16 protein-coding genes are annotated in these 18543 nt (G+C 62.5%); 13 read left to right on the top strand and 3 right to left on the bottom strand.

The features are described 5' to 3' along the window. Nucleotides 1-129 precede the first annotated feature (129 nt). The 8 genes from NVB75_RS06040 (at nucleotide 130) to NVB75_RS06005 (ending at nucleotide 8146) form a co-directional block, all read left to right on the top strand. On the top strand, nucleotides 130-792 hold the full coding sequence (locus tag NVB75_RS06040; protein ID WP_258346446.1) for a DUF2268 domain-containing protein: 663 nt from the start codon (nucleotides 130-132) through the stop codon (nucleotides 790-792). Nucleotides 793-1178: 386 nt separating this feature from the next. Then, nucleotides 1179-2183, top strand: coding sequence for a LacI family DNA-binding transcriptional regulator (locus NVB75_RS06035; protein WP_258346445.1), 1005 nt, complete (start codon nucleotides 1179-1181; stop codon nucleotides 2181-2183). Further along, nucleotides 2183-3187: an ABC transporter substrate-binding protein gene (locus NVB75_RS06030; protein WP_258346444.1), complete on the top strand. Its 1005-nt coding sequence runs from the start codon at nucleotides 2183-2185 to the stop codon at nucleotides 3185-3187. Before NVB75_RS06035 ends, NVB75_RS06030 begins: the two co-directional genes overlap by 1 nt. Next, nucleotides 3188-4009: an iron ABC transporter permease gene (locus tag NVB75_RS06025; protein ID WP_258346443.1), complete on the top strand. Its 822-nt coding sequence runs from the start codon at nucleotides 3188-3190 to the stop codon at nucleotides 4007-4009. Then, complete coding sequence (locus tag NVB75_RS06020) at nucleotides 4006-4800, top strand: ABC transporter permease (protein WP_258346442.1); 795 nt, start codon at nucleotides 4006-4008, stop codon at nucleotides 4798-4800. Before NVB75_RS06025 ends, NVB75_RS06020 begins: the two co-directional genes overlap by 4 nt. Beyond that, complete coding sequence (locus tag NVB75_RS06015) at nucleotides 4797-5828, top strand: ABC transporter ATP-binding protein (RefSeq protein WP_258346441.1); 1032 nt, start codon at nucleotides 4797-4799, stop codon at nucleotides 5826-5828. Before NVB75_RS06020 ends, NVB75_RS06015 begins: the two co-directional genes overlap by 4 nt. A 16-nt stretch (nucleotides 5829-5844) precedes the next feature. Continuing rightward, nucleotides 5845-6678: a phosphodiesterase gene (locus NVB75_RS06010; RefSeq protein WP_258346440.1), complete on the top strand. Its 834-nt coding sequence runs from the start codon at nucleotides 5845-5847 to the stop codon at nucleotides 6676-6678. Nucleotides 6679-6826: 148 nt separating this feature from the next. Continuing rightward, a complete protein-coding gene (locus NVB75_RS06005) occupies nucleotides 6827-8146 on the top strand; it encodes an OprD family porin (protein ID WP_258346439.1) in 1320 nt (439 codons plus the stop codon). A 45-nt stretch (nucleotides 8147-8191) separates the two neighbouring features. Here NVB75_RS06005 and NVB75_RS06000 read toward each other — a convergent pair whose 3' ends face one another. Together NVB75_RS06000 and NVB75_RS05995 are read right to left on the bottom strand one after the other, a co-directional pair. Next, entirely contained in the window at nucleotides 8192-8641 is a 450-nt protein-coding gene (locus NVB75_RS06000; protein ID WP_258346438.1) for a GNAT family N-acetyltransferase, read from the bottom strand. Next, nucleotides 8634-9026 carry a GFA family protein gene (locus NVB75_RS05995; protein WP_258346437.1) on the bottom strand — a complete coding sequence of 131 codons (393 nt, stop codon included), beginning with the start codon at nucleotides 9024-9026 and terminating at the stop codon, nucleotides 8634-8636. The genes NVB75_RS06000 and NVB75_RS05995 overlap by 8 nt, the downstream gene beginning before the upstream one ends. Nucleotides 9027-9520: 494 nt before the next feature. Between NVB75_RS05995 and metE the strand changes: the two genes are divergently transcribed. From metE to NVB75_RS05970, 5 genes are all read left to right on the top strand, one after another. Beyond that, on the top strand, nucleotides 9521-11809 hold the full coding sequence (gene metE / locus NVB75_RS05990; protein WP_258346436.1) for a 5-methyltetrahydropteroyltriglutamate--homocysteine S-methyltransferase: 2289 nt from the start codon (nucleotides 9521-9523) through the stop codon (nucleotides 11807-11809). Nucleotides 11810-12057: 248 nt separating this feature from the next. Further along, a complete protein-coding gene (locus NVB75_RS05985; protein WP_258346434.1) occupies nucleotides 12058-12555 on the top strand; it encodes a sigma-70 family RNA polymerase sigma factor in 498 nt (165 codons plus the stop codon). Then, entirely contained in the window at nucleotides 12552-13499 is a 948-nt protein-coding gene (locus NVB75_RS05980) for a FecR domain-containing protein (protein WP_258346433.1), read from the top strand. The genes NVB75_RS05985 and NVB75_RS05980 overlap by 4 nt, the downstream gene beginning before the upstream one ends. An 89-nt stretch (nucleotides 13500-13588) precedes the next feature. Further along, nucleotides 13589-16030, top strand: a complete 2442-nt coding sequence (locus NVB75_RS05975) for a TonB-dependent receptor (protein ID WP_258346432.1) — start codon at nucleotides 13589-13591, stop codon at nucleotides 16028-16030. A 384-nt stretch (nucleotides 16031-16414) separates the two neighbouring features. Then, nucleotides 16415-16963, top strand: a complete 549-nt coding sequence (locus tag NVB75_RS05970; RefSeq protein WP_258346431.1) for a DUF924 family protein — start codon at nucleotides 16415-16417, stop codon at nucleotides 16961-16963. On the opposite strand, the gene NVB75_RS05965 is transcribed toward NVB75_RS05970, so the two are convergent. Beyond that, nucleotides 16960-18390, bottom strand: coding sequence for a lipase family protein (locus NVB75_RS05965; RefSeq protein WP_258346430.1), 1431 nt, complete (start codon nucleotides 18388-18390; stop codon nucleotides 16960-16962). The genes NVB75_RS05970 and NVB75_RS05965 overlap by 4 nt on opposite strands. Between the last annotated feature and the right edge of the window lie 153 nt (nucleotides 18391-18543).

Below are 18543 nucleotides of genomic sequence, written 5' to 3'. Positions count from 1 at the left end.
GGGACAGATCGAAAGGTTAGTCAGCGGAATTTGCTGGCCCGGTTATAAGCTGGCCTGTGAATATGACAGCCCGTAGGTATGATGAGCCGCTTTGATAACGCATCCCGGCTTTGGCGACGAGAGGTGAGAATGGACGCATGGACGCTGCACTGGCTGGAAGCTTCGGGGGGCCTGGCGCAATTTCGCGCTGAGCTGATCCGTGAATGTGAAGTCGCCTACGAGGCCATTGCGCAGATGATGCCGCCGCCGCGCCTGGACATTCTGATCCAGCGATTGCCGGGGGAGACACTTCCCGAGCTGGGCCTGGTGGGCCGTGCTTATCGCGGCACCCTGTTCAGCATGACCCTTGACCCCGACAACCCGAATTTCCTCGCCAGCCTGCAAAGGGGTGCATTGCGCCGGCACGTGGTGCATGAAGTGCACCATTGCCTGCGCATGGCGGGCCCGGGTTATGGCTGGACGCTGGGGGAGGCGATGATCAGTGAAGGCCTGGCCGGGCAGTTTGTGCGACGGGTGCTGGGCAGTGAGCCGGAGTTGTGGGAGCGGGCGCTTGCCCCCCAGGAACTGCTGAGTGCCCCGGTAGACCGCCAGCTTCTCGAAGCCACGTATTACGATCACAGCGAATGGTTCTTTGGTACCGGCGCGCGGCCAAAGTGGCTGGGGTACACGCTGGGCTACCAGATGGTGGAAGCCTGGCTGGCAAAACAGGGCGACGTGGACGCTGCCACATGGGTCAACGTGCCCGCCCAGGACATACTCGCCAACGCCGCCAAAGAGGGGCTGGTGGCCTGACGCTGAAACACAAAACCACCAAACAACCCCCATCCCCTGTGGGAGCCGTCGAGCTTCAGCGAGGCCGCGAAGGCGGCGGCACAGCCGATAACCAGATTGCCTGAGACCCCGCTATCGCAGCTTCGCCAAAGCGGTGATCGTTCCCACGCTCTGCGTGGGAATGCCGCCTCGGACGCTCTGCGTCCATCGGGCGATGCAAGGTTCAAGTCTTGCGCAGTGGTGACGCGGAGCGTCACGGGATGCATTCCCACGCAGAGCGTGGGAACGATCAGCGTGGGAACAAAAACGCATCCACACTGACATCAAACCGTCATCTCCCCATCGCCTGACTGCCACATTCCCCCGTTACTGTCCTCGCCAATGAGATCGATCTCAAGCGAGTGGCAATGACTGATTTGAAAGACGTAGCGCGGTTGGCCGGCGTTTCCCGCGCCACCGCCGCCCGCACCTTTGCCTCCCCGGAACAAGTGCGCCCGGCCACCCGTGAGCAGGTATTCGCCGCCGCCCGCGAGCTGGGTTTCAGGCCGAACCTGCTGGGCCGCCAATTGCGCCTGCAAACCACCAACCTGATCGGCGTGGTGGTGCCCAACCTGCTTAACCCGGTGTTCGCCGAGCAGTTCCAGGCCATGGAGCGCGCGGCACGTCTGCGTGGCTATAACCTGTTGCTGGCGACCACCGACTACAGCGCCGAGCGCGAAAGCAGCGTGGTGGAAGAACTGCTGCGCCAGCGCGTCGATGGCCTGGTGCTGACCGTTACCGACGCCGAAAGCAACAGCGTGCTCCACAGCCTGGCCACGGAAGAAACGCCGTTCGTGCTGGCCTACCACCAACCCGACAACCCCAACTACAGCGCCGTCTCCGTGGACAACCGCGCCGGCATGGCCCTCGCGACCCGTTATCTGCTGGAAGCGGGCCATCGCCGGATCGCCATGGTCGCCGGCCCCGCGTTGCAGTCCGACCGCGCCCGCCTGCGCTACGCCGGGTATTGCGATGCCATGGGCGAGTACGGCCTCGATAGCCAACCGGTGATCGAAATGCCGGCCCACACCCAAGCTGAATTCGCCGCCATCGAACCCTTCCTGCAAGGCCCGCAGGCCCCCACAGCGTTGGTGTGTTCCAACGATTTTCTCGCCATCAGCCTGATCGCCGAACTGCGCCGCCACGGCTGGAACGTGCCCGAGCAACTCTCGGTGATGGGGTTTGACGGTATTTCCCTGGGCACCCAGATGCACCCGACGCTGTGCAGCGTGGTGCAGCCCATCGCGCTGTTGGCCAGCACCGTGATCGACCAACTGCTGGCGCAAATCGCCGGCAACGCTCCGACTTCCCACTGCCTGCCGTGCCATGTCCGGCCGGGCGAAAGTACTCAACCCCATAAAGGAGACGCTTGATGAGCATGCTCAGTAAAACCCTGGCGGCATTGCTGCTGTGCGGCACGGCCAGCCTGGCCCAGGCCGCGGACACCGCGATTTGCTACAACTGCCCGCCAGACTGGGCGGACTGGGGCACGCAACTCAAGGCCATCGCGGCGACCACCGGCGTGCAGGTGCCGCTGGATAACAAGAACTCCGGCCAGTCCCTGGCGCAGTTGGTGGCCGAGAAAGCCGCGCCGGTGGCCGATGTTGTCTACTACGGCGTGACGTTCGGCCTGCAAGCGCAGAAGGCCGACGTGGTGGAGGGCTATAAACCCAAAGGCTGGGAGCAGATTCCCGCCGGCCTGAAAGACCCGGACGGCCAGTGGTTCGCGATTCACTCCGGCACCCTGGGCATCATGGTCAACGTCGATGCCCTGGGCGGGCTGCCGGTGCCGCAAAGCTGGGCCGACCTGCTCAAGCCTGAGTACAAAGGCATGGTCGGCTACCTCGACCCGTCCAGCGCTTTCGTCGGCTACGTCTCGGCGGTGGCGATCAACCGCGCCATGGGCGGTGACCTCGATAACTTCGCGCCGGCCATCGACTACTTCCAGAAGCTGGCGAAAAACGCCCCCATCGTGCCCAAGCAAACTGCCTATGCGCGGGTGCTCTCCGGCGAGTTGCCGATCCTGGTGGACTACGACTTCAACGCCTACCGCGCCCGCTACAAGGACAACGCCAATGTCGCCTTCGTGATTCCCAAGGAAGGCAGCATCAGCGTGCCGTACGTGATGAGCCTGGTGGCGAACGCACCGCATCGCGCCAACGGTGAAAAGGTCCTGGACTTCGTTCTGTCCGATGCGGGCCAGGCGCTCTGGGCCAAGGCCTACCTGCGCCCGGTCCGGCCCGTGCAGATGCCGGCGGACGTCGCCGCGCAGTTTCTGCCGGACAGCGACTACGCCCGGGCCGGCGTGGTGGATTACCAAAAAATGGCCGCCGTGCAGGAAGCCTTCGCCGCGCGTTACCTGAGTGAGGTCAAGTAAGTGAAGGCACTCTTGCGGCCAAATCCCGCCTGGGCACTGGCCCCGGCGTTTGCGGTGCTGCTCGCGTTCTGGTTGTTGCCGCTGGCGCACCTGATGGTACTGGGCGGTGAAAGCCGCGACAGCCACGGCAGCGGTTACTGGCAAGTGCTGAGCAGCGCGCAATACCTGGGCAGCCTGGCGCAAACCTGCGTGCTCGCGGTGCTGGTGACGTTGGTGGCGCTGCTGGTGGGCGGCATCGCCGGTGTGTTTCTCGCCCGCCAGCAATTTTTCGGGCGTTCGGCGCTGGTGGCGTTGTTGACGTTTCCCCTGGCGTTCCCCGGTGTGGTGGTGGGCTTCCTGGTGATCCTGCTGGCGGGCCGACAAGGCTTGTTCGCCGCACTCGGGCTTCAGTTGGCCGGCGAGCGCTGGATCTTTGCCTATTCATTGGCAGGGTTGTTTGTCGGCTACCTGTACTTCTCGATTCCACGGGTGATCCTCACGGTGATGGCGGCGTGTGAAAGCCTCGACCGCAGCCTCGAGGAAGCCGCCCATTCACTGGGGGCCGGGCATTGGCGGGTGGTGTGCGACGTGATCGTGCCGGGCCTGGCGCCGGCCCTGGCATCCTGCGGGGCGATCTGTTTTGCCACGTCCATGGGCGCCTTCGGCACGGCGTTCACCCTGGGCACGCGGCTGAACGTGACGCCCGTCGCTATCTATAACGTGTTCACCAACTACGCCAACTTTGCGGTAGCCGCAGCACTCTCGGTGGTGCTCGGCGCGGTGACCTGGGCCGTGCTGTTGTTGACGCGGCGCCTGGTGAAAAACGCGGGGACGGTCCTGTGAAGCGCTCATCGCTGTTTGTCATCCAGTTGCTGTTTACCTTGCTGGTCTGCGCCTTCATGTTGGTGCCGGTATTGATGTCATTGCTGGCGGGGCTGACGCGTAATTTCTTCGTCGGCCTGTCCAGCGGCCTGACGTTCGACTGGTTGATTCAGGTATGGCAGGCCTACTCGCCGACGGTCTGGCTCTCGCTGCAACTGGCCCTGGCCTGTGCGGTGTGTGTCTGTGTGATCGGCGTGCCGGCGGCGTACGCCTTGGTGCGGATGAACAACCGCTTCAGTCGCGCCTTCGAGGAATTGATGGTGCTGCCGGTGGCCATGCCCGGCCTGGCCAGTGCCCTGGCGTTGTTGCTGACCTACGGCCAGTTCGGCGGGTTTCGCAGCAGTTGGTTGTTCATCCTGGTGGGGCATGTGTTGTTCACCTTGCCGTTCCTAGTGCGCCCGGTGATGGCGGTGATGCAACGCCAGCAACTGCCGGTTCTGGAAGAGGCCGCCGCCAGTTTGGGCGCAGGCCCCGTTCGGCGCTTTTTCAGTGTGGTAGTGCCTAATTGCCGGGCGGGGATTCTCGCCGGGGTGCTGATGGTCGTCACCCTGTCCCTGGGCGAGTTCAACCTGACCTGGATGCTCCACACGCCGATGACCAAGACCTTGCCCGTCGGCCTCGCTGACAGCTATGCCTCGGCCCGCCTGGAAATCGCCAGCGCCTACACCCTTATCTTTTTGCTGATGATCGTGCCGCTGCTGATTGCGTTGCAGGCCATCAGCGCTCGTCTGTCCCGTGGAGAGCGTCGATGACCGCTATCACCATTCGCCTGAAGGGTTGCCGCAAGGCATTCGCCGACGGCACCGTTGCCGTGCAGAACCTCGACCTGACCATCGAGGGCGGCGAAACCCTGGCCATTCTCGGCCCGTCCGGTTGCGGAAAAACCACTACCTTGCGTTTGATCGCCGGCCTTGAGCGTCCCGATGCAGGTCAGGTTTTTTTCGGTGACACCGACGTCACGCGCCTGCCCATCGAGCGCCGTGATGTGGGCATGGTGTTCCAGAATTACGCGTTGTTTCCCAACCTGGATGTGGCCGGCAATATCGTCTACGGCCTGAAAATCCGTGGCGTCGCGCCGGCAGAGCGCAACAAGCGCTGTGACGAACTGCTGGAGCTGGTGGGCCTGCAGAACCATGGCAAGCGCAGCATCCATGAACTGTCGGGCGGCCAGCGCCAGCGTGTGGCTTTGGCGCGCGCGTTGGCGCCTCGGCCCAAAGTGCTGTTGCTGGATGAACCGTTGGCCGCCCTCGATGCACAGTTGCGTGAGCGCCTGCGCAGTGAGCTGGATCAGCTATTGCGCGGCCTTGGCATCACCTCGGTGTTCGTCACCCACGATCAGGGCGAAGCCATGGCCCTGGGAGATCGCATCCTCGTGATGGAGCAGGGGCGTATCGCGCAACTGGCCAGCCCGCGGGAGATCTACCAGCAGCCGGCCAACGCGTTTGTTGCAGGCTTTGTGGGCAACCTGAATGCCTTTTCGGTGGTGGATCGCACGGCCCATGGCTTGAAAGTGTGCGGCGGCGAACTGCCGTGGCACGAGCCTCATCTGCCGGCCACCGTGTATTGCCGCCCCGAGCACCTGCGGGTGATGGAGAGCGAAGGGCACCTGCACGGGCATTTGCTGGCGCAGTTTTTCCAGGGCGCGCAAAGCCGCCTGCTGGTGGATGTCGGCGGCCCGCAACCGTTGCTGGTGGACAGCAGCGACAACCAGCTTCATGCCGTCGGCGCGCCGATTGCCCTGGCCATCGCCCCACACAAGCTGTTCACCCTGCATGCCTGACTTCAGAGAGCCTATTTTGAACCGTCCGTTTCTTGTTGCGCAGATCAGCGATCTGCACCTTAAAGCCGGCCAGCGCCTGACCTACGGCGTGGTCGATACCCTCGGTGCATTGCGCCGTGCCGTCGACCACCTGAATGCCAGTTACCCACGGCCCGATATCGTGGTGATCAGCGGCGACCTGGTGGACTTTGGTCGCGCCGATGAATACGCCGTGCTGCACCCCGAGCTGGCCCGTTTGCAGATGCCTTGCTACCTGGTGCCGGGCAATCACGATAACCGCCAGCATTTGCTCGACGCCTTTGGTGATCACCGCTATTTGCCGGCGAGCGCCGACGGCCCGCTGGACTGGGTGGTGGACGACTACCCGGTGCGACTGATCGGCCTGGATTCGACGATCCCCGATGCCCATGGCGGCCAGCTGCTGGACAGCCAATTGCAGTGGCTTGATGAGCAACTGGCGCTGCAGCCGCACGTGCCGACTCTGTTGATCTTGCATCACCCGCCGTTTATCAGCGGCATCGGCCATATGGACCGTGAGCCGTTCCGTAATGCTGCCGCGCTGGAAAAGGTCATTGCCCGTCACCCCCAGGTGGAACGCCTGTTGTGCGGGCATTTGCACCGGCCGATGCAACGCCGTTTCGGCGGCAGTGTGAGCTGCGTATGCCCGGGCACGTCCCATCAAATCGTGCTGGATCTACAGGAGGCTGCTCCGGCGCATTTCAACCTGGAACCGGCGGGTTACCTTTTGCACCGCTGGGATGAACAGCAAGGGTTGATCAGCCACAACGGCGTATTCGGGGACTACCCGGGGCCGTATCCGTTTTATGACGCTCATGGATTGATTGACTGAAGTTTCCCGGAGGTCCATCTCGCCCAACTTAATACCCGAGCACTTCTGAACAGTTATTAACGCACCGGCCAACCGAAGTTTGGCCGAGTGCTTCCTGCTGCCTTTTTTATGCGCCCGCAACAGTGATTGCGCGCCGGAGTTCGTCCTGATGAAAGCCACACTACATGTACTAAGCGTATTGACCGGCGGCCTGGGCATGGCCCTGAGCCCCTTGGCCTCTGCTGATTTCCTGGGGGACAGCAAAGCCAACTTGAGCATGCGTAACTTCTACTTCAACAACGACAACCGCGACGGCGCCGCTGCACCGTCGAAGACCGAAGAGTGGGGCCAGGCGTTCATCCTCAACTACCAGTCGGGCTTCACCGACGGCACCCTCGGCTTTGGCCTGGACGCCATCGGCATGCTCGGCGTGACCCTCGACAGCAGCGCGGCGAAGCATGTCGGCAGCTCGATGATCCCCACCGATGATGGCAAGGCCGCGGACGATTGGGCCCGTGGCGGGGTGACCGCGAAGGCGCGCTTTGCCAAGACCGAACTGCGCTACGGTTACCTGCGGCCGAACCTGCCGATCCTGGTGAGCAACGACGGCCGGCTGTTGCCGCAGTCGTTTGAAGGCGGGCAAGTCACCAGCAACGACATCGACAACCTGACCCTGATTGGCGGCCAGCTTGAGCATACGACGGGCCGCGGTTCCAGCGACGCCAGCGGCCTGGCGGTGGCCGGCGCGACCCAGGAAAGCAACAAGTTCACCTACGGCGGCGCCGACTACAACCTGACCAAGAACCTCTTGGTGCAGTACTACTACGCCAACCTTGAAGACTATTACCAACAGCACTTCGCCGGCCTGGTGCACGTATTGCCGATGGGCGACTACGGCTCGCTGAAAACCGACTTGCGTTACTTCAAGACCACCTCCGACGGCAAGAACGCAAGTGCCGCCGGGCGTGCCGATGGCTATAAGTTTGGCGGCTATACCAAAGGTGGAACCGGGGAGATCGATAACGACACCTGGAGCGCCGCGTTCATCTATTCCCTGGGGCCCCATGCGATCACGGCGGGCTACCAACGCGTGTCCGACGACAGCAACTTCGCCCAACTCAACCAGGGCGGCCTGGTGGGCAAGGGCGAGGCGGGCCCGAGTCTATACCTGTACACCGACCGAACCATCCAGACCTTCATCCAGGCCGGTGAGCGTACCGCTTTTGCCCAATACGCCTACGACTTTGCGGCGTTGGGCGTACCCGGCTTGAAGGCCTCGGTGATGTACCTCAAGGGCGACCATATCCTCACCACCAGCGGTAGCGATGGCAGCGAGTGGGAGCGGGATATTTCGCTGGATTATGTGGTGCAGAGCGGCACGTTCAAGAACGTCGGGTTCGGCTGGCGCAACGGCATGTCCCGCAGCGACGTGGCACGGGACCAGGACCAGAACCGGGTGTTTGTGAACTACTCGATTCCGTTGATGTAAATCCTGAAGTCCATGCACCAGCCCTTGCGGCGAGGGCTGGTGCGTTTATAGCGACTTCATGTGCGTTGCATGCTCATCCTGTATCGACTCAAAACCGCAGCGCAAATAAAAGGCGGCGCCCTCGTGGGTGTCGGTAGACAGGCGCACAACACGGAACTGCTGCGCAGCGCGTTCCAGCAATTGGCCCACTAACGCCTTGCCTACATGCCGTTCCCTCGAAGCCCGTGCGACGTACACCCGGCGTAGCCTGCCAACGTCGGGCCCGGCGTAAGGGTCACGGGACAAACCGCCAACGGCGATCAATTGCCCGCTATTGAAAACGCCCAAAAGACATTCGCCTGGCTGGTCGAACCGGTTGGAGCCGCTGTGCCACTCTGCGACGAGTCGCGTGAGAAACCTGAATCCTTCGGCGACGGCTTCTGCTTCCAGTATCAGGATCTCTTCGGGCAACGCCGAGAGGGTGCGTATCGACAAACCGTCCTCTGATTCAGCCACTGCGATTCTCCAGACCCAGCCAAGCGGCCTTGGAGTCAACGCAGGAATGTTTCTGCTTGCCAGGCAAGAGCGGCGTATCGAGTGTGGCGATCGCTATCGAGACCCAGTCTGGGTAAACCCCATTGGCATCTGACCAGAACAGCGACGAGCCGCAGCGTGAACAAAACTCACGAAACACGCCCTCGGACGATTCGTAAGCCTTGAGCGTTTGCAGCGAAGACTCGATGTGCACCGACGATTTCGGAGCACTCGCGTATGTCGCAAATGCGGCGCCATGACTCTTCTGGCATTTTTTGCAGTGGCAATGCGTCACGGCTTTCAGCGGTGTTGATACTCGGTAGCTGACCGCGCCGCACAGGCAGCTACCCTGGTGAAGTCCTTCCATGTTGATTCAATCCCAAGCGCAATGGAGTGACTATACCGCCCTCCCATGAGCCTTGAGCAAGTCCGGTATCACGTATTGGTCTTCACTAGTATGGGTAGCCACCGCGCACCGAAACAGACGCCGCCAGCTATTTCAGTGAAAAGCAAAACGAAGGCCCACCCACCCACTCCCGCCCGTAGCAGCTGTCGAGCCCCCGCGAGGCTGCGTCGGCAGCACCTGCGCTTTCGTGCCAGGCATCGTATCGAGTCGCGCCCAACGCAGCCTCGCTGGGGCTCGACAGCTGCTACGTGCAACGTGCTACGTGCATACGTGCATACGCGCGTGGAGCTCTTGGAGCTTGGAGTGTGGAGCGTGAGCGCCGCGCGATCATTCAAGCCGGGGCGGTGCATTTCATCATGAATGGAACTTGTGATCATCTGGAATAAAATGAGTTTGTCTCACTATCACTCGGTCCCGACAATAGCTCCCATACACACACATTGGAGCTTTACGTCATGGCTGTTGCCCATTCCCTTGGATTCCCGCGCATTGGTCGCGATCGTGAACTGAAAAAAGCGCAGGAAGCGTTTTGGAAGGGTGAACTCGATGAGGCCGGCCTGCGCGCCGTAGGTCGTGAGCTGCGCAAGACGCACTGGGACCTGCAAAAGAAAGCCGGCATCGAGTTGCTGCCCGCCGGTGACTTCGCCTGGTACGACCAGGTACTGACTCACTCGCTGATGTTCGGCGTGATCCCTGAGCGTTTCCGCCCGGCCGATGGCAAAGCCACCCTGCACACCCTGTTCGGCATGGCCCGTGGCGTCAGCGACAACTGCTGCGGCGGTGCCCACGCCCAGGAAATGACCAAGTGGTTCGACACCAACTATCACTACCTGGTCCCTGAATTCAGCGCCGACCAGCAGTTCCAGCTGGGTTGGGATCAACTGTTCGACGAGGTCAAGGAAGCCCGTGACCTCGGCCACACCGTCAAGCCGGTGGTCATCGGCCCCCTGACTTACCTGTGGCTGGGCAAGGCCAAGGGCGGCGATTTCGACAAGCTCGACCTGCTGGACCGCCTGCTGCCGCTGTACGGCCAGATCTTCCAGCGCCTGGCGGACCTGGGCGTGGAGTGGGTGCAGATCGACGAGCCGATCCTGGTGCTGGACCTGCCGCAGGAGTGGAAAAATGCCTTTGAGCGTGCCTACAACCTGATCCAGCGTGACCCGCTGAAGAAGCTGGTGGCCACCTACTTTGGCGGCCTGGAAGAGAACCTCGGCCTGGCAGCCAACCTGCCGGTGGACGGCCTGCACATCGACCTGGTGCGTGCACCGGATCAGTACCCGACCATCCTTGATCGCCTGCCTGCCTATAAGGTGCTGTCCCTGGGTGTGGTCAACGGCCGTAACGTGTGGCGCTGCGACCTGGAAAAAGCCCTGGCCACCTTGCAGCATGCTCATGAGCGTCTGGGTGATCGCCTGTGGGTGGCGCCGTCTTGCTCCCTGCTGCACAGCCCGGTGGACCTGGGGCGTGAAGACAAGCTGGATGCCGAGCTGAAAAGCTGGCTGGCGTTTGCCGTACAGAAGTGCGAAGAAGTGGCGGTGCTGGCTCAGGCCGTGAATCAACCTGAAGCGCCAAACGTGATCGCCGCCCTGGCTGAAAGCCGCGCCGTGCAAGCTGCCCGTGCCGCTTCCCCGCGTATCCACAAGCCCGCAGTGCAAGCCCGCGTGGCGGCGATCACCGCCAAGGACAGCCAGCGTCACTCGCTGTTTGCCCAGCGTATCGAGAAACAACGGGCCGGCCTCAACCTGCCGCTGTTCCCGACCACCACCATCGGTTCGTTCCCGCAAACCGCCTCGATCCGCCTGGCCCGACAGTCGTACAAGGCCGGCAAGTTGAGCGAAGCCGAATACGTCGAAGCCATGCACAGCGAGATCCGTCACGCGGTGGAAGTGCAGGAAAACCTTGGCCTGGACGTACTGGTGCACGGTGAGGCCGAACGCAACGACATGGTCGAATACTTCGCCGAGCAGTTGGACGGTTATGTATTTACCCGTTTTGGCTGGGTGCAGAGCTACGGTTCCCGTTGCGTGAAACCGGCGGTGATTTTCGGTGACCTGAGCCGTCCAAAAGCCATGACCGTGGAGTGGATCCGCTACGCCCAAGGCCTGACCAACAAGGTGATGAAGGGCATGCTGACCGGCCCGGTGACCATGCTGATGTGGTCGTTCCCCCGTGAAGACGTGAGCCGCGAAGAACAGGCGCGCCAACTGGCCCTGGCGATTCGTGACGAAGTGGTGGACCTGGAAGCCGCCGGCATCAAGATCGTCCAGATCGACGAAGCCGCATTCCGTGAAGGCCTGCCGTTGCGCCGGGCGCAGTGGAAGGAATACCTGGATTGGGCCACTGAAGTGTTCCGCCTGTGCGCCTCCGGCGTGCGTGACGAAACCCAGATTCACACCCACATGTGCTACAGCGAGTTCAACGATGTGATCGAGTCCATCGCGGCGATGGATGCCGACGTGATCACCATCGAAACCTCGCGCTCGGACATGGAACTGCTGGAAGCATTCGAAGCCTTCGCTTACCCGAACGACATCGGCCCGGGCGTGTACGACATCCACTCGCCACGGGTGCCGGATGCCTCGGAAATGGCCAACCTGCTGCGCAAGGCGGCCAAGCGTATCCCGGCGGAGCGCCTGTGGGTCAACCCGGATTGCGGTTTGAAAACCCGTGGCTGGCCGGAGACGGAAGCGGCGCTGATTCACATGGTGACTGCGGCGCGTCAACTGCGGGCCGAACTGGCCTGATCCAAACACCCGGAATCACACGCCGGGTGAAGATCAAAAATGTGGGAGCGGGCTTGCTCGCGAATACGGGGTGTCAGTCACTGAAGATGTTGACTGACCCACCGCATTCGCGAGCAAGCCCGCTCCCACATTGGCTCTGCGGCGTTATCAAAATCATGAAATTGCCAGCATCACCCCGCGCAGACTAGAATGCGATCAATTCTTAATTACGCCGGAGCCCCACCGCCCGGCGCGCCCCGGTGATCGGCATGTCGTCTCCCCTCAATCTGCATATCCAGGACCTGTACTGCGAACACCATGGATGGTTGCACCGTTGGCTGGACCGCAAGCTGGGCAATGCCAGCGATGCCGCAGACCTGGCCCATGACACGTTCATGCGCCTGCTCACCCGGCAAACCAGCACCCACCTGGGCACCGAACCACGGGCATTGCTGACCCATATCGCCAAGGGCCTGATGATCGACAGCTGGCGCCGCCAGGAAGTGGAACGCGCCTACCTGGAAACCATCGCCCACCTGCCCGAGCAACAGGTGCCTTCACCGGAAACCCGCTGGCTGATCCTCGAAGCGCTGTACCGCATTGAGGCAATGCTGCGGGATCTGCCGGAAAAAACCCGCCAGGCCTTCCTGATGTCGCAGATCGACGGCCTGACCTATCAACAGATTGCCGATGCTTTGGGTGTGTCGCTGATTTCAGTCAAACGCTACATGCGCGATGCCTTCCTGGCCTGCCTGAGCGTGGCATGAGCCAGGCGATTGATCCGCTGATCCTCGGTGAAGCCGCCGACTGGATGGTGCAGTTGCAGTCCGGCAGCGCCACCGATGAAGACCGCCGCGCCATCGCCCAATGGCAGGGCCGCAGCGCCCAGCACGCCCAGGCCTGGCAACGGGCGCAGGCCGTTCTGGGGGACTTCAACAGCGTGCCTGCGGCGATTGCCGGCGATACCTTAAAACGCATCGGGCGCAAAAAATCCCTTGGCCGACGCCAGGCGCTCGGGTTGTTGCTGGCGGCGGGCCCGGCGGCCTGGCTGGCGTATCGGCAGGTGCCGTGGCAGCAGTGGACCGCCGACCAGCACACGGCCATCGGCGAACAAAAGAACCTCACCTTGCCCGACGGCACACGCCTGCTGATCAACACCGGCAGCTCGCTGAATATCGCGTTCTCCGATCAGGTGCGGCGCATCGAGTTGCTCAAGGGCGAAGTGTTGATCACCACCGCCAAGGACTCGGCCCAACGTCCGTTTATCGTCCAGACCCGCCACGGCACCGCCCGCGCCTTGGGCACGCGGTTCAGCGTGCGGGTGGGTGAGCAGGCAAGTCGAGTGGCCGTGACCGAAGGCGCGGTGGAATTGCTGGCGGAGCATGCCCGCCAGGGTGTGATCGTCAAGGCGGGGGAGCAGGGCGCCTTCAGTGCGGACCGTGTGGCGGCTGTCGAGCCCTTGGATGTCAGCGCCCTGACCTGGGAAAACGGCATGCTGCTGGCCCAGCACATGCGCCTGGCGGATTTGCTGGATGAGCTGGGGCGTTATCGCGCCGGCGTGTTGCGTTGTCACGACTCGGTGGCCAACCTCACGGTATCGGGCGCGTTTTCCCTGCGGGATACCGATGCCAGCCTGCATCTGTTGCAGGAAACCCTGCCGGTCAAGGTCAGCAGCCTCACCGGGTATTGGGTGACGGTCGAACCGCGCTGAATTTTTTTCAACATTCGCTGATACCTTTTTCGTTGTCGCCCGGTGTAGGGGAGAACCCTCAACCTTGCTCCGCGCCGACAGGAATGCCCATGACCGCCAGACCGCTCCCGTACTGCCCCCGTCCGTTGAAGGCACTGAGCCTGGCGGTCGCCCTTGCTGCCATCGCGCCATTGCAGAACGCCCAGGCAGAAGAAGCTGCGCCAAGCAGTGCGGCGCGAAGCTATACCCTCGCGCCGGGGCCGTTGGGGAATGTGCTGGCACAGTTTGCGGCGTTGTCCGGGGTGCCGTTGTCGTTCGATTCCACGTTGCTCAACGATCAACAAAGCCCGGGGTTGCAAGGCAGTTACAGCGCGCAATCGGGCTTTGCCCAGTTGCTGCAAGGCAGTGGCTATACCCTGCAAGGCACCAGCGCCAATGGCTACACCGTGGTGCCCCAGGCCAGCGGCGATACGTTGGAACTGGGCGCCACCACCATTAGCGGCGAGGCGAGCGGCGCCCAGGCGGACACCTATGCGGGCGGCCAGGTGGCACGCTCGGCGCGCCTGGGCGTATTGGGCAACCGGTCCATCAGTGACGTGCCATTCAGCGTAGTCAGCTACACCTCGAAAACCATCGCCGACCAACAGGCGCGGACCGTGGGCGATGTGTTGCTCAACGACGCATCGGTGCGCCAGTCGTCCGGGTTCGGCAACTTCTCCCAGGTGTTCACCATTCGCGGCCTGCCGCTGAGCACCGATGACATTGCATTCAACGGCCTGTACGGCGTGCTGCCCCGGCAGATCATCACCACTGAAGCCCTGGAGCGGGTGGAGCTGTTCAAGGGCCCCAACGCCTTCGTCAACGGCGTATCGCCTTCGGGCAGCGGGATTGGCGGCAGCGTCAACCTGGTGCCCAAGCGCGCCGAAGACACGCCGACCCGCAGCGTGACGCTCGACTACGCCAGCGACAGCCAGACCGGCGGCCACATCGACCTCGGCCAGCGCTTCGGTGAAGACAATCGCTTCGGCGCCCGGGTCAACCTGGCCCGGCACGGCGGCGAAACCGCCGTGGATGACGAAAACAAAAGTTCGCAGTTGATCGCCGTTGCCCTGGATTATCGCGGCGATCGTTTGCGGGTCTCCACCGATTTTGGCTACCAGAAAGAGCGTATCAATAACGGCCGCTCGGTGGTTTACCTGACCGGCACCAAAGTGCCCAGCCCGCCGTCGGCCAAGGACAACTACGCCCAGGACTGGAGCTGGTCGGAGCTGGAAGACACCTATGGCATGGTCAACGCCGAATATGACTTGAACGATAACTGGACCGCCTACGCCGCGGGTGGCGCCAAGCACACCCGGGAGAACGGCCAGTATTCGTCGCTGTATGTCGGCAACGATGGCAGCGCCAAGGTGGGCTTCCTGTATTCGCCCCATGACGAAGACAACAAAAGCGCCATGGCCGGCTTGAACGGGCACTTCGCGACGGGCCCGGTGACCCATCAGATGAACTTCGGGCTGTCGGGGATCTGGGGCGAGCAGCGCTCGTCTTACGAGGCGATCCTGCAGGCCAACCGTCAACCCGGCAACCTGTATAACCCGACGCAGACACCGCGGCCGACCAACACCTATTTCGGCAGCGATATCCACGACCCGCGTGTCGTCGGCAAGAACCGCATCAAGAGTGCGGCGGTGTCCGACACCCTGGGCTTTTTGGATGATCGGGTGCTGTTGACCCTGGGTGTACGGCGCCAGACGATCGAGGTGGACAGCTGGAACACCGCCACGGGCGCGCGCGGTACCCCGTACTCCGAGTCCATTACCACGCCCGTCTATGGCCTGGTGATCAAGCCGTGGGAGCACGTGTCGTTCTACGCCAACCGCATCGAAGGTCTGGCTCAAGGCCCGACGGCGCCACTCACTAACGTCACCAACCCCGGCGAAGTCTTCCCGCCCAAGCGCAGCAAACAGACGGAAGCCGGGGTCAAGCTGGACTGGGAAAACTATGGCGCTACGCTGGGCGTGTACCGCATCGAACAGCCGAACAACGCGACCACCCGATTCCCGGGCCAGAGGCTCGATACCTTCACCGTCGACGGCGAACAGATCAACAAAGGCGTAGAACTCAACGTGTTCGGCGAACCCATCGACGGCCTGCGTCTGCTGGCCGGTGCCACCTGGATGGACACCGAACAGAAGAGCACCTCCAACGGCGCCACCGACGGCAACCGCGCTGCCGGTGTGCCGCGCTTTCAGTACAACGTGGGTGCGGATTGGGATGTGCCGGGCATCCAGGGGGCGGCGGTCAGCGCACGGATGCTGCGCACGGGTGGCGAATACGTCAACGCCGCCAACAGCCTGAGCATCCCGGCCTGGACCCGTGTCGACCTGGGCGCGCGGTATGGTTTCAAAGCGGATGACAAATACATCACCCTGCGCGCCAACGTCGAGAACGTGGCGAACAAGGCGTATTGGTCGTCGGCGTCGACGGCGAATAACTACCTGACCCAGGGTGAGCCGCGGACCGTGAAATTGTCGGCGACGGTGGATTTCTGAGCCTGGGAAAACCTATCGGTTCAATGAACAACCTGTGGCGAGGGAGCTTGCTCCCGCTGGGCTGCGAAGCAGCCCCAAAAAAAGGACACGGTGTTCTTTCAGGTGGATCTCGATTGCCTTATTGGGGCCGCTTCGCGACCCAGCGGGAGCAAGCTCCCTCGCCACAACAAGCTCAAATGCCCCGTGGGCAACCCGCAGTCACCTCAATCCGGTCAAAGCCCCTGAGGCGTTACAGCATCACCGAGATCACCCCCTTAAACCTGGGCAAGGCGTAGGATCACCCACACTACCTGTGTACGGTGCAAACACTCAGACACCTTCCGAAACTTTATAGGTGTTGTTTAAAGTGATGATGAACTGTGTGGCGTGAGCGAGGAGAGGCTTGTGACGACTATCGAAAATGGAGCGCTGGCGGTTATCGAGTTCTGGAAGCAAGCGGGGCCCAAGCTCTGGTTTGCCAAGGACGAGGCATTTGACCGGCGTTTTCGCGAGGCTTTCTACACCGTGCATTTGCAGGCGGCCCGGCGCGAACTGGAGAGCTGGATGCAATCACCTGAAGGCGCGCTGGCGTTGCTGTTGCTGCTGGACCAGTTCCCGCGCAATACCTTCCGGGGCACGGCGCATATGTTCGCCACCGACCCGCTCGCGCGCCTGTATGCGCGGCAGATGGTAGAGGCGGGGATGGACATGTTGATCGAAACCCCGTTGCGGGCGTTTTGTTATTTGCCTTTCGAGCATTCTGAAGACCCCGAGGATCAACAGCGGTCGCTGGCCCTGAACAAGGACCTCGATGCCAATACCTATCGCTGGGCCAAGGAGCACGCCCGCATCATCGAGCGGTTCGGGCGCTTTCCTCATCGTAATGAGGTGTTGGCCAGGGTCACGACAGAGGAAGAGCGGGCGTTCCTGGAGGACGGTGGCTTTTCGGGCTAGGCCTCGGGTTCAGCAACAAAGTCTCTGACGCCCGCCTGACGAAAACGTCGAACGCCCTTGAGGTCAATCGCCCAACGCAGCGCTTCAGTCGCCGACGGACGTTCGCCTTGAGTAATCGCTGTCTCATCGGTGGTCAGTCTGCCAAGGTAGCCCTGCTTGCCGCCGCGTTCGCTCCAGTAGTGGGTGTGGCTGAGCCAGGACCTGGCGAGCCAGCCTTTCCATTTGCCCACGGTGACCGGCAGGTCCAGCACGCCGGGGCCCATCACCGGGCTGACCGGGCCGCCGACGATGTCGCCAAACAGGCCCAGGGGCGCGGGGAAGTAGAGGTTGGTCCAGCGGGTCACGGCGAAGGCCGCGGCATGGTGCAAGTACAGGGGTGAAAATGGGCGACCGCCCACGGTGAACGGAAGCCGACCACTGTAGCCGTAGCCCTTTTCGTCGAGTGTCGGCGGGCACGCAGGGACTTCGCGGCGTTCGATGCGGCGCTGGAAGTCGCTTACGCTGCGGCCCAGCAACAGGCTGGCGTGGGCCATCGGGCTGCCGAGGGTGACCAGGTCGGTGATGCGCCACGGGTTGCCGAGGTTGCGTTGTTCGATAAAGGCTTGGGCCTGCTGCTCGCGAAACCTGAGAAGGCTTTGAAGGCGGCCATCGAGGGCGTTCCCGGCCTTTGGCAACGTGTCCTGCACCACCGGTTGCAGGCGCTCGTGGTTGGCGTAGCGGGCGGCGAGTTCCGGGTTGTTGGGGTGCAACTGGTCGTGATGTTCATGCCACAGGTAGCCGACGATGTCGTAGGCAATCACGCTGCCCAGGCTGTGGCCGACGACGATGATGCGGTCGTAATCGCCCTTGTCGTGCAGGGCGCGCAGCAGGTCGACGCCGTCGGCGCGGATCTGTTCGCGCACCACCACGTTCTGCGGGTTGGGGCTCAGGTAGCGGGCGGCGTCGCCAAGGTACGACAGCGCCGAGTACTTCAGGGCCAGGCCGATCACCGCCAGCAGCACCGGGATCAGGGCAAAGGGGTTGTCGCTGTGGGGAAACCGGCCATACAGCGTCGCCAGGGTGCCGCTGACCAGCAGCCCAAGCAGGATCAGCAAGGTCCAGCGGGTGGCGCGCCAGATCGGCACGATGGCCGTGGGAATATCTCGGCGCGGGCGTTTGAAAATGTCCCAGAGCCAACCGAGCAGATGCCCGACCTTGGTGCCCTGCATCTTGTGGGCCCAGTAGTACTCATAGAAATCGGTGCTGTTGCGGCCCGCCGACTTCAACACGCGCAAGTCGAAGTTGCGCGAAAACCGGTCGGGTTTGCTCCAGTAGAAAGGCGTCGCTTCGGGGGTGTCCGTCGGGATCACCGCTTCCACGAAGCCGCGCAGGGTATCCATCGGGCGCTGCTCGCCGATTCCGTGGATGACGACTACCGCTTGTTTCATCTGTTGATCGTTCCTTGATCTGTTTTCGGGGGCGTTACGGGCGGGGTGCAAGGGGCCATAGTATTGCCATTATCGATGGTATTCCAGCCAGGAATGCCCCCATAAAAACCGCGCATTTTATTTGCGCGGCGCGATCTCGTAGTGTGGTGCTCC

The sequence above is a fragment of the Pseudomonas sp. CBS genome (genome assembly GCF_024734645.1).
In the GTDB taxonomy this organism is placed as follows: Bacteria; Pseudomonadota; Gammaproteobacteria; order Pseudomonadales; family Pseudomonadaceae; genus Aquipseudomonas.
The sequence above is the reverse complement of the archived record's forward strand: the minus strand, read 5'-3'. Positions and strand labels throughout refer to the sequence as shown.

Coding starts and splice junctions, on each gene's coding strand:
- NVB75_RS05980 (WP_258346433.1), top strand. CDS start 12,552: ATGAGCCAGGCGATTGATCCGCTGATCCTCGGTGAAGCCGCCGACTGG.
- NVB75_RS05995 (WP_258346437.1), bottom strand. CDS start 9,026: ATGGAAGGACTTCACCAGGGTAGCTGCCTGTGCGGCGCGGTCAGCTAC.
- NVB75_RS06040 (WP_258346446.1), top strand. CDS start 130: ATGGACGCATGGACGCTGCACTGGCTGGAAGCTTCGGGGGGCCTGGCG.
- metE (WP_258346436.1), top strand. CDS start 9,521: ATGGCTGTTGCCCATTCCCTTGGATTCCCGCGCATTGGTCGCGATCGT.
- NVB75_RS05975 (WP_258346432.1), top strand. CDS start 13,589: ATGACCGCCAGACCGCTCCCGTACTGCCCCCGTCCGTTGAAGGCACTG.
- NVB75_RS06030 (WP_258346444.1), top strand. CDS start 2,183: ATGAGCATGCTCAGTAAAACCCTGGCGGCATTGCTGCTGTGCGGCACG.
- NVB75_RS05965 (WP_258346430.1), bottom strand. CDS start 18,390: ATGAAACAAGCGGTAGTCGTCATCCACGGAATCGGCGAGCAGCGCCCG.
- NVB75_RS06015 (WP_258346441.1), top strand. CDS start 4,797: ATGACCGCTATCACCATTCGCCTGAAGGGTTGCCGCAAGGCATTCGCC.
- NVB75_RS05985 (WP_258346434.1), top strand. CDS start 12,058: ATGTCGTCTCCCCTCAATCTGCATATCCAGGACCTGTACTGCGAACAC.
- NVB75_RS06005 (WP_258346439.1), top strand. CDS start 6,827: ATGAAAGCCACACTACATGTACTAAGCGTATTGACCGGCGGCCTGGGC.
- NVB75_RS06035 (WP_258346445.1), top strand. CDS start 1,179: ATGACTGATTTGAAAGACGTAGCGCGGTTGGCCGGCGTTTCCCGCGCC.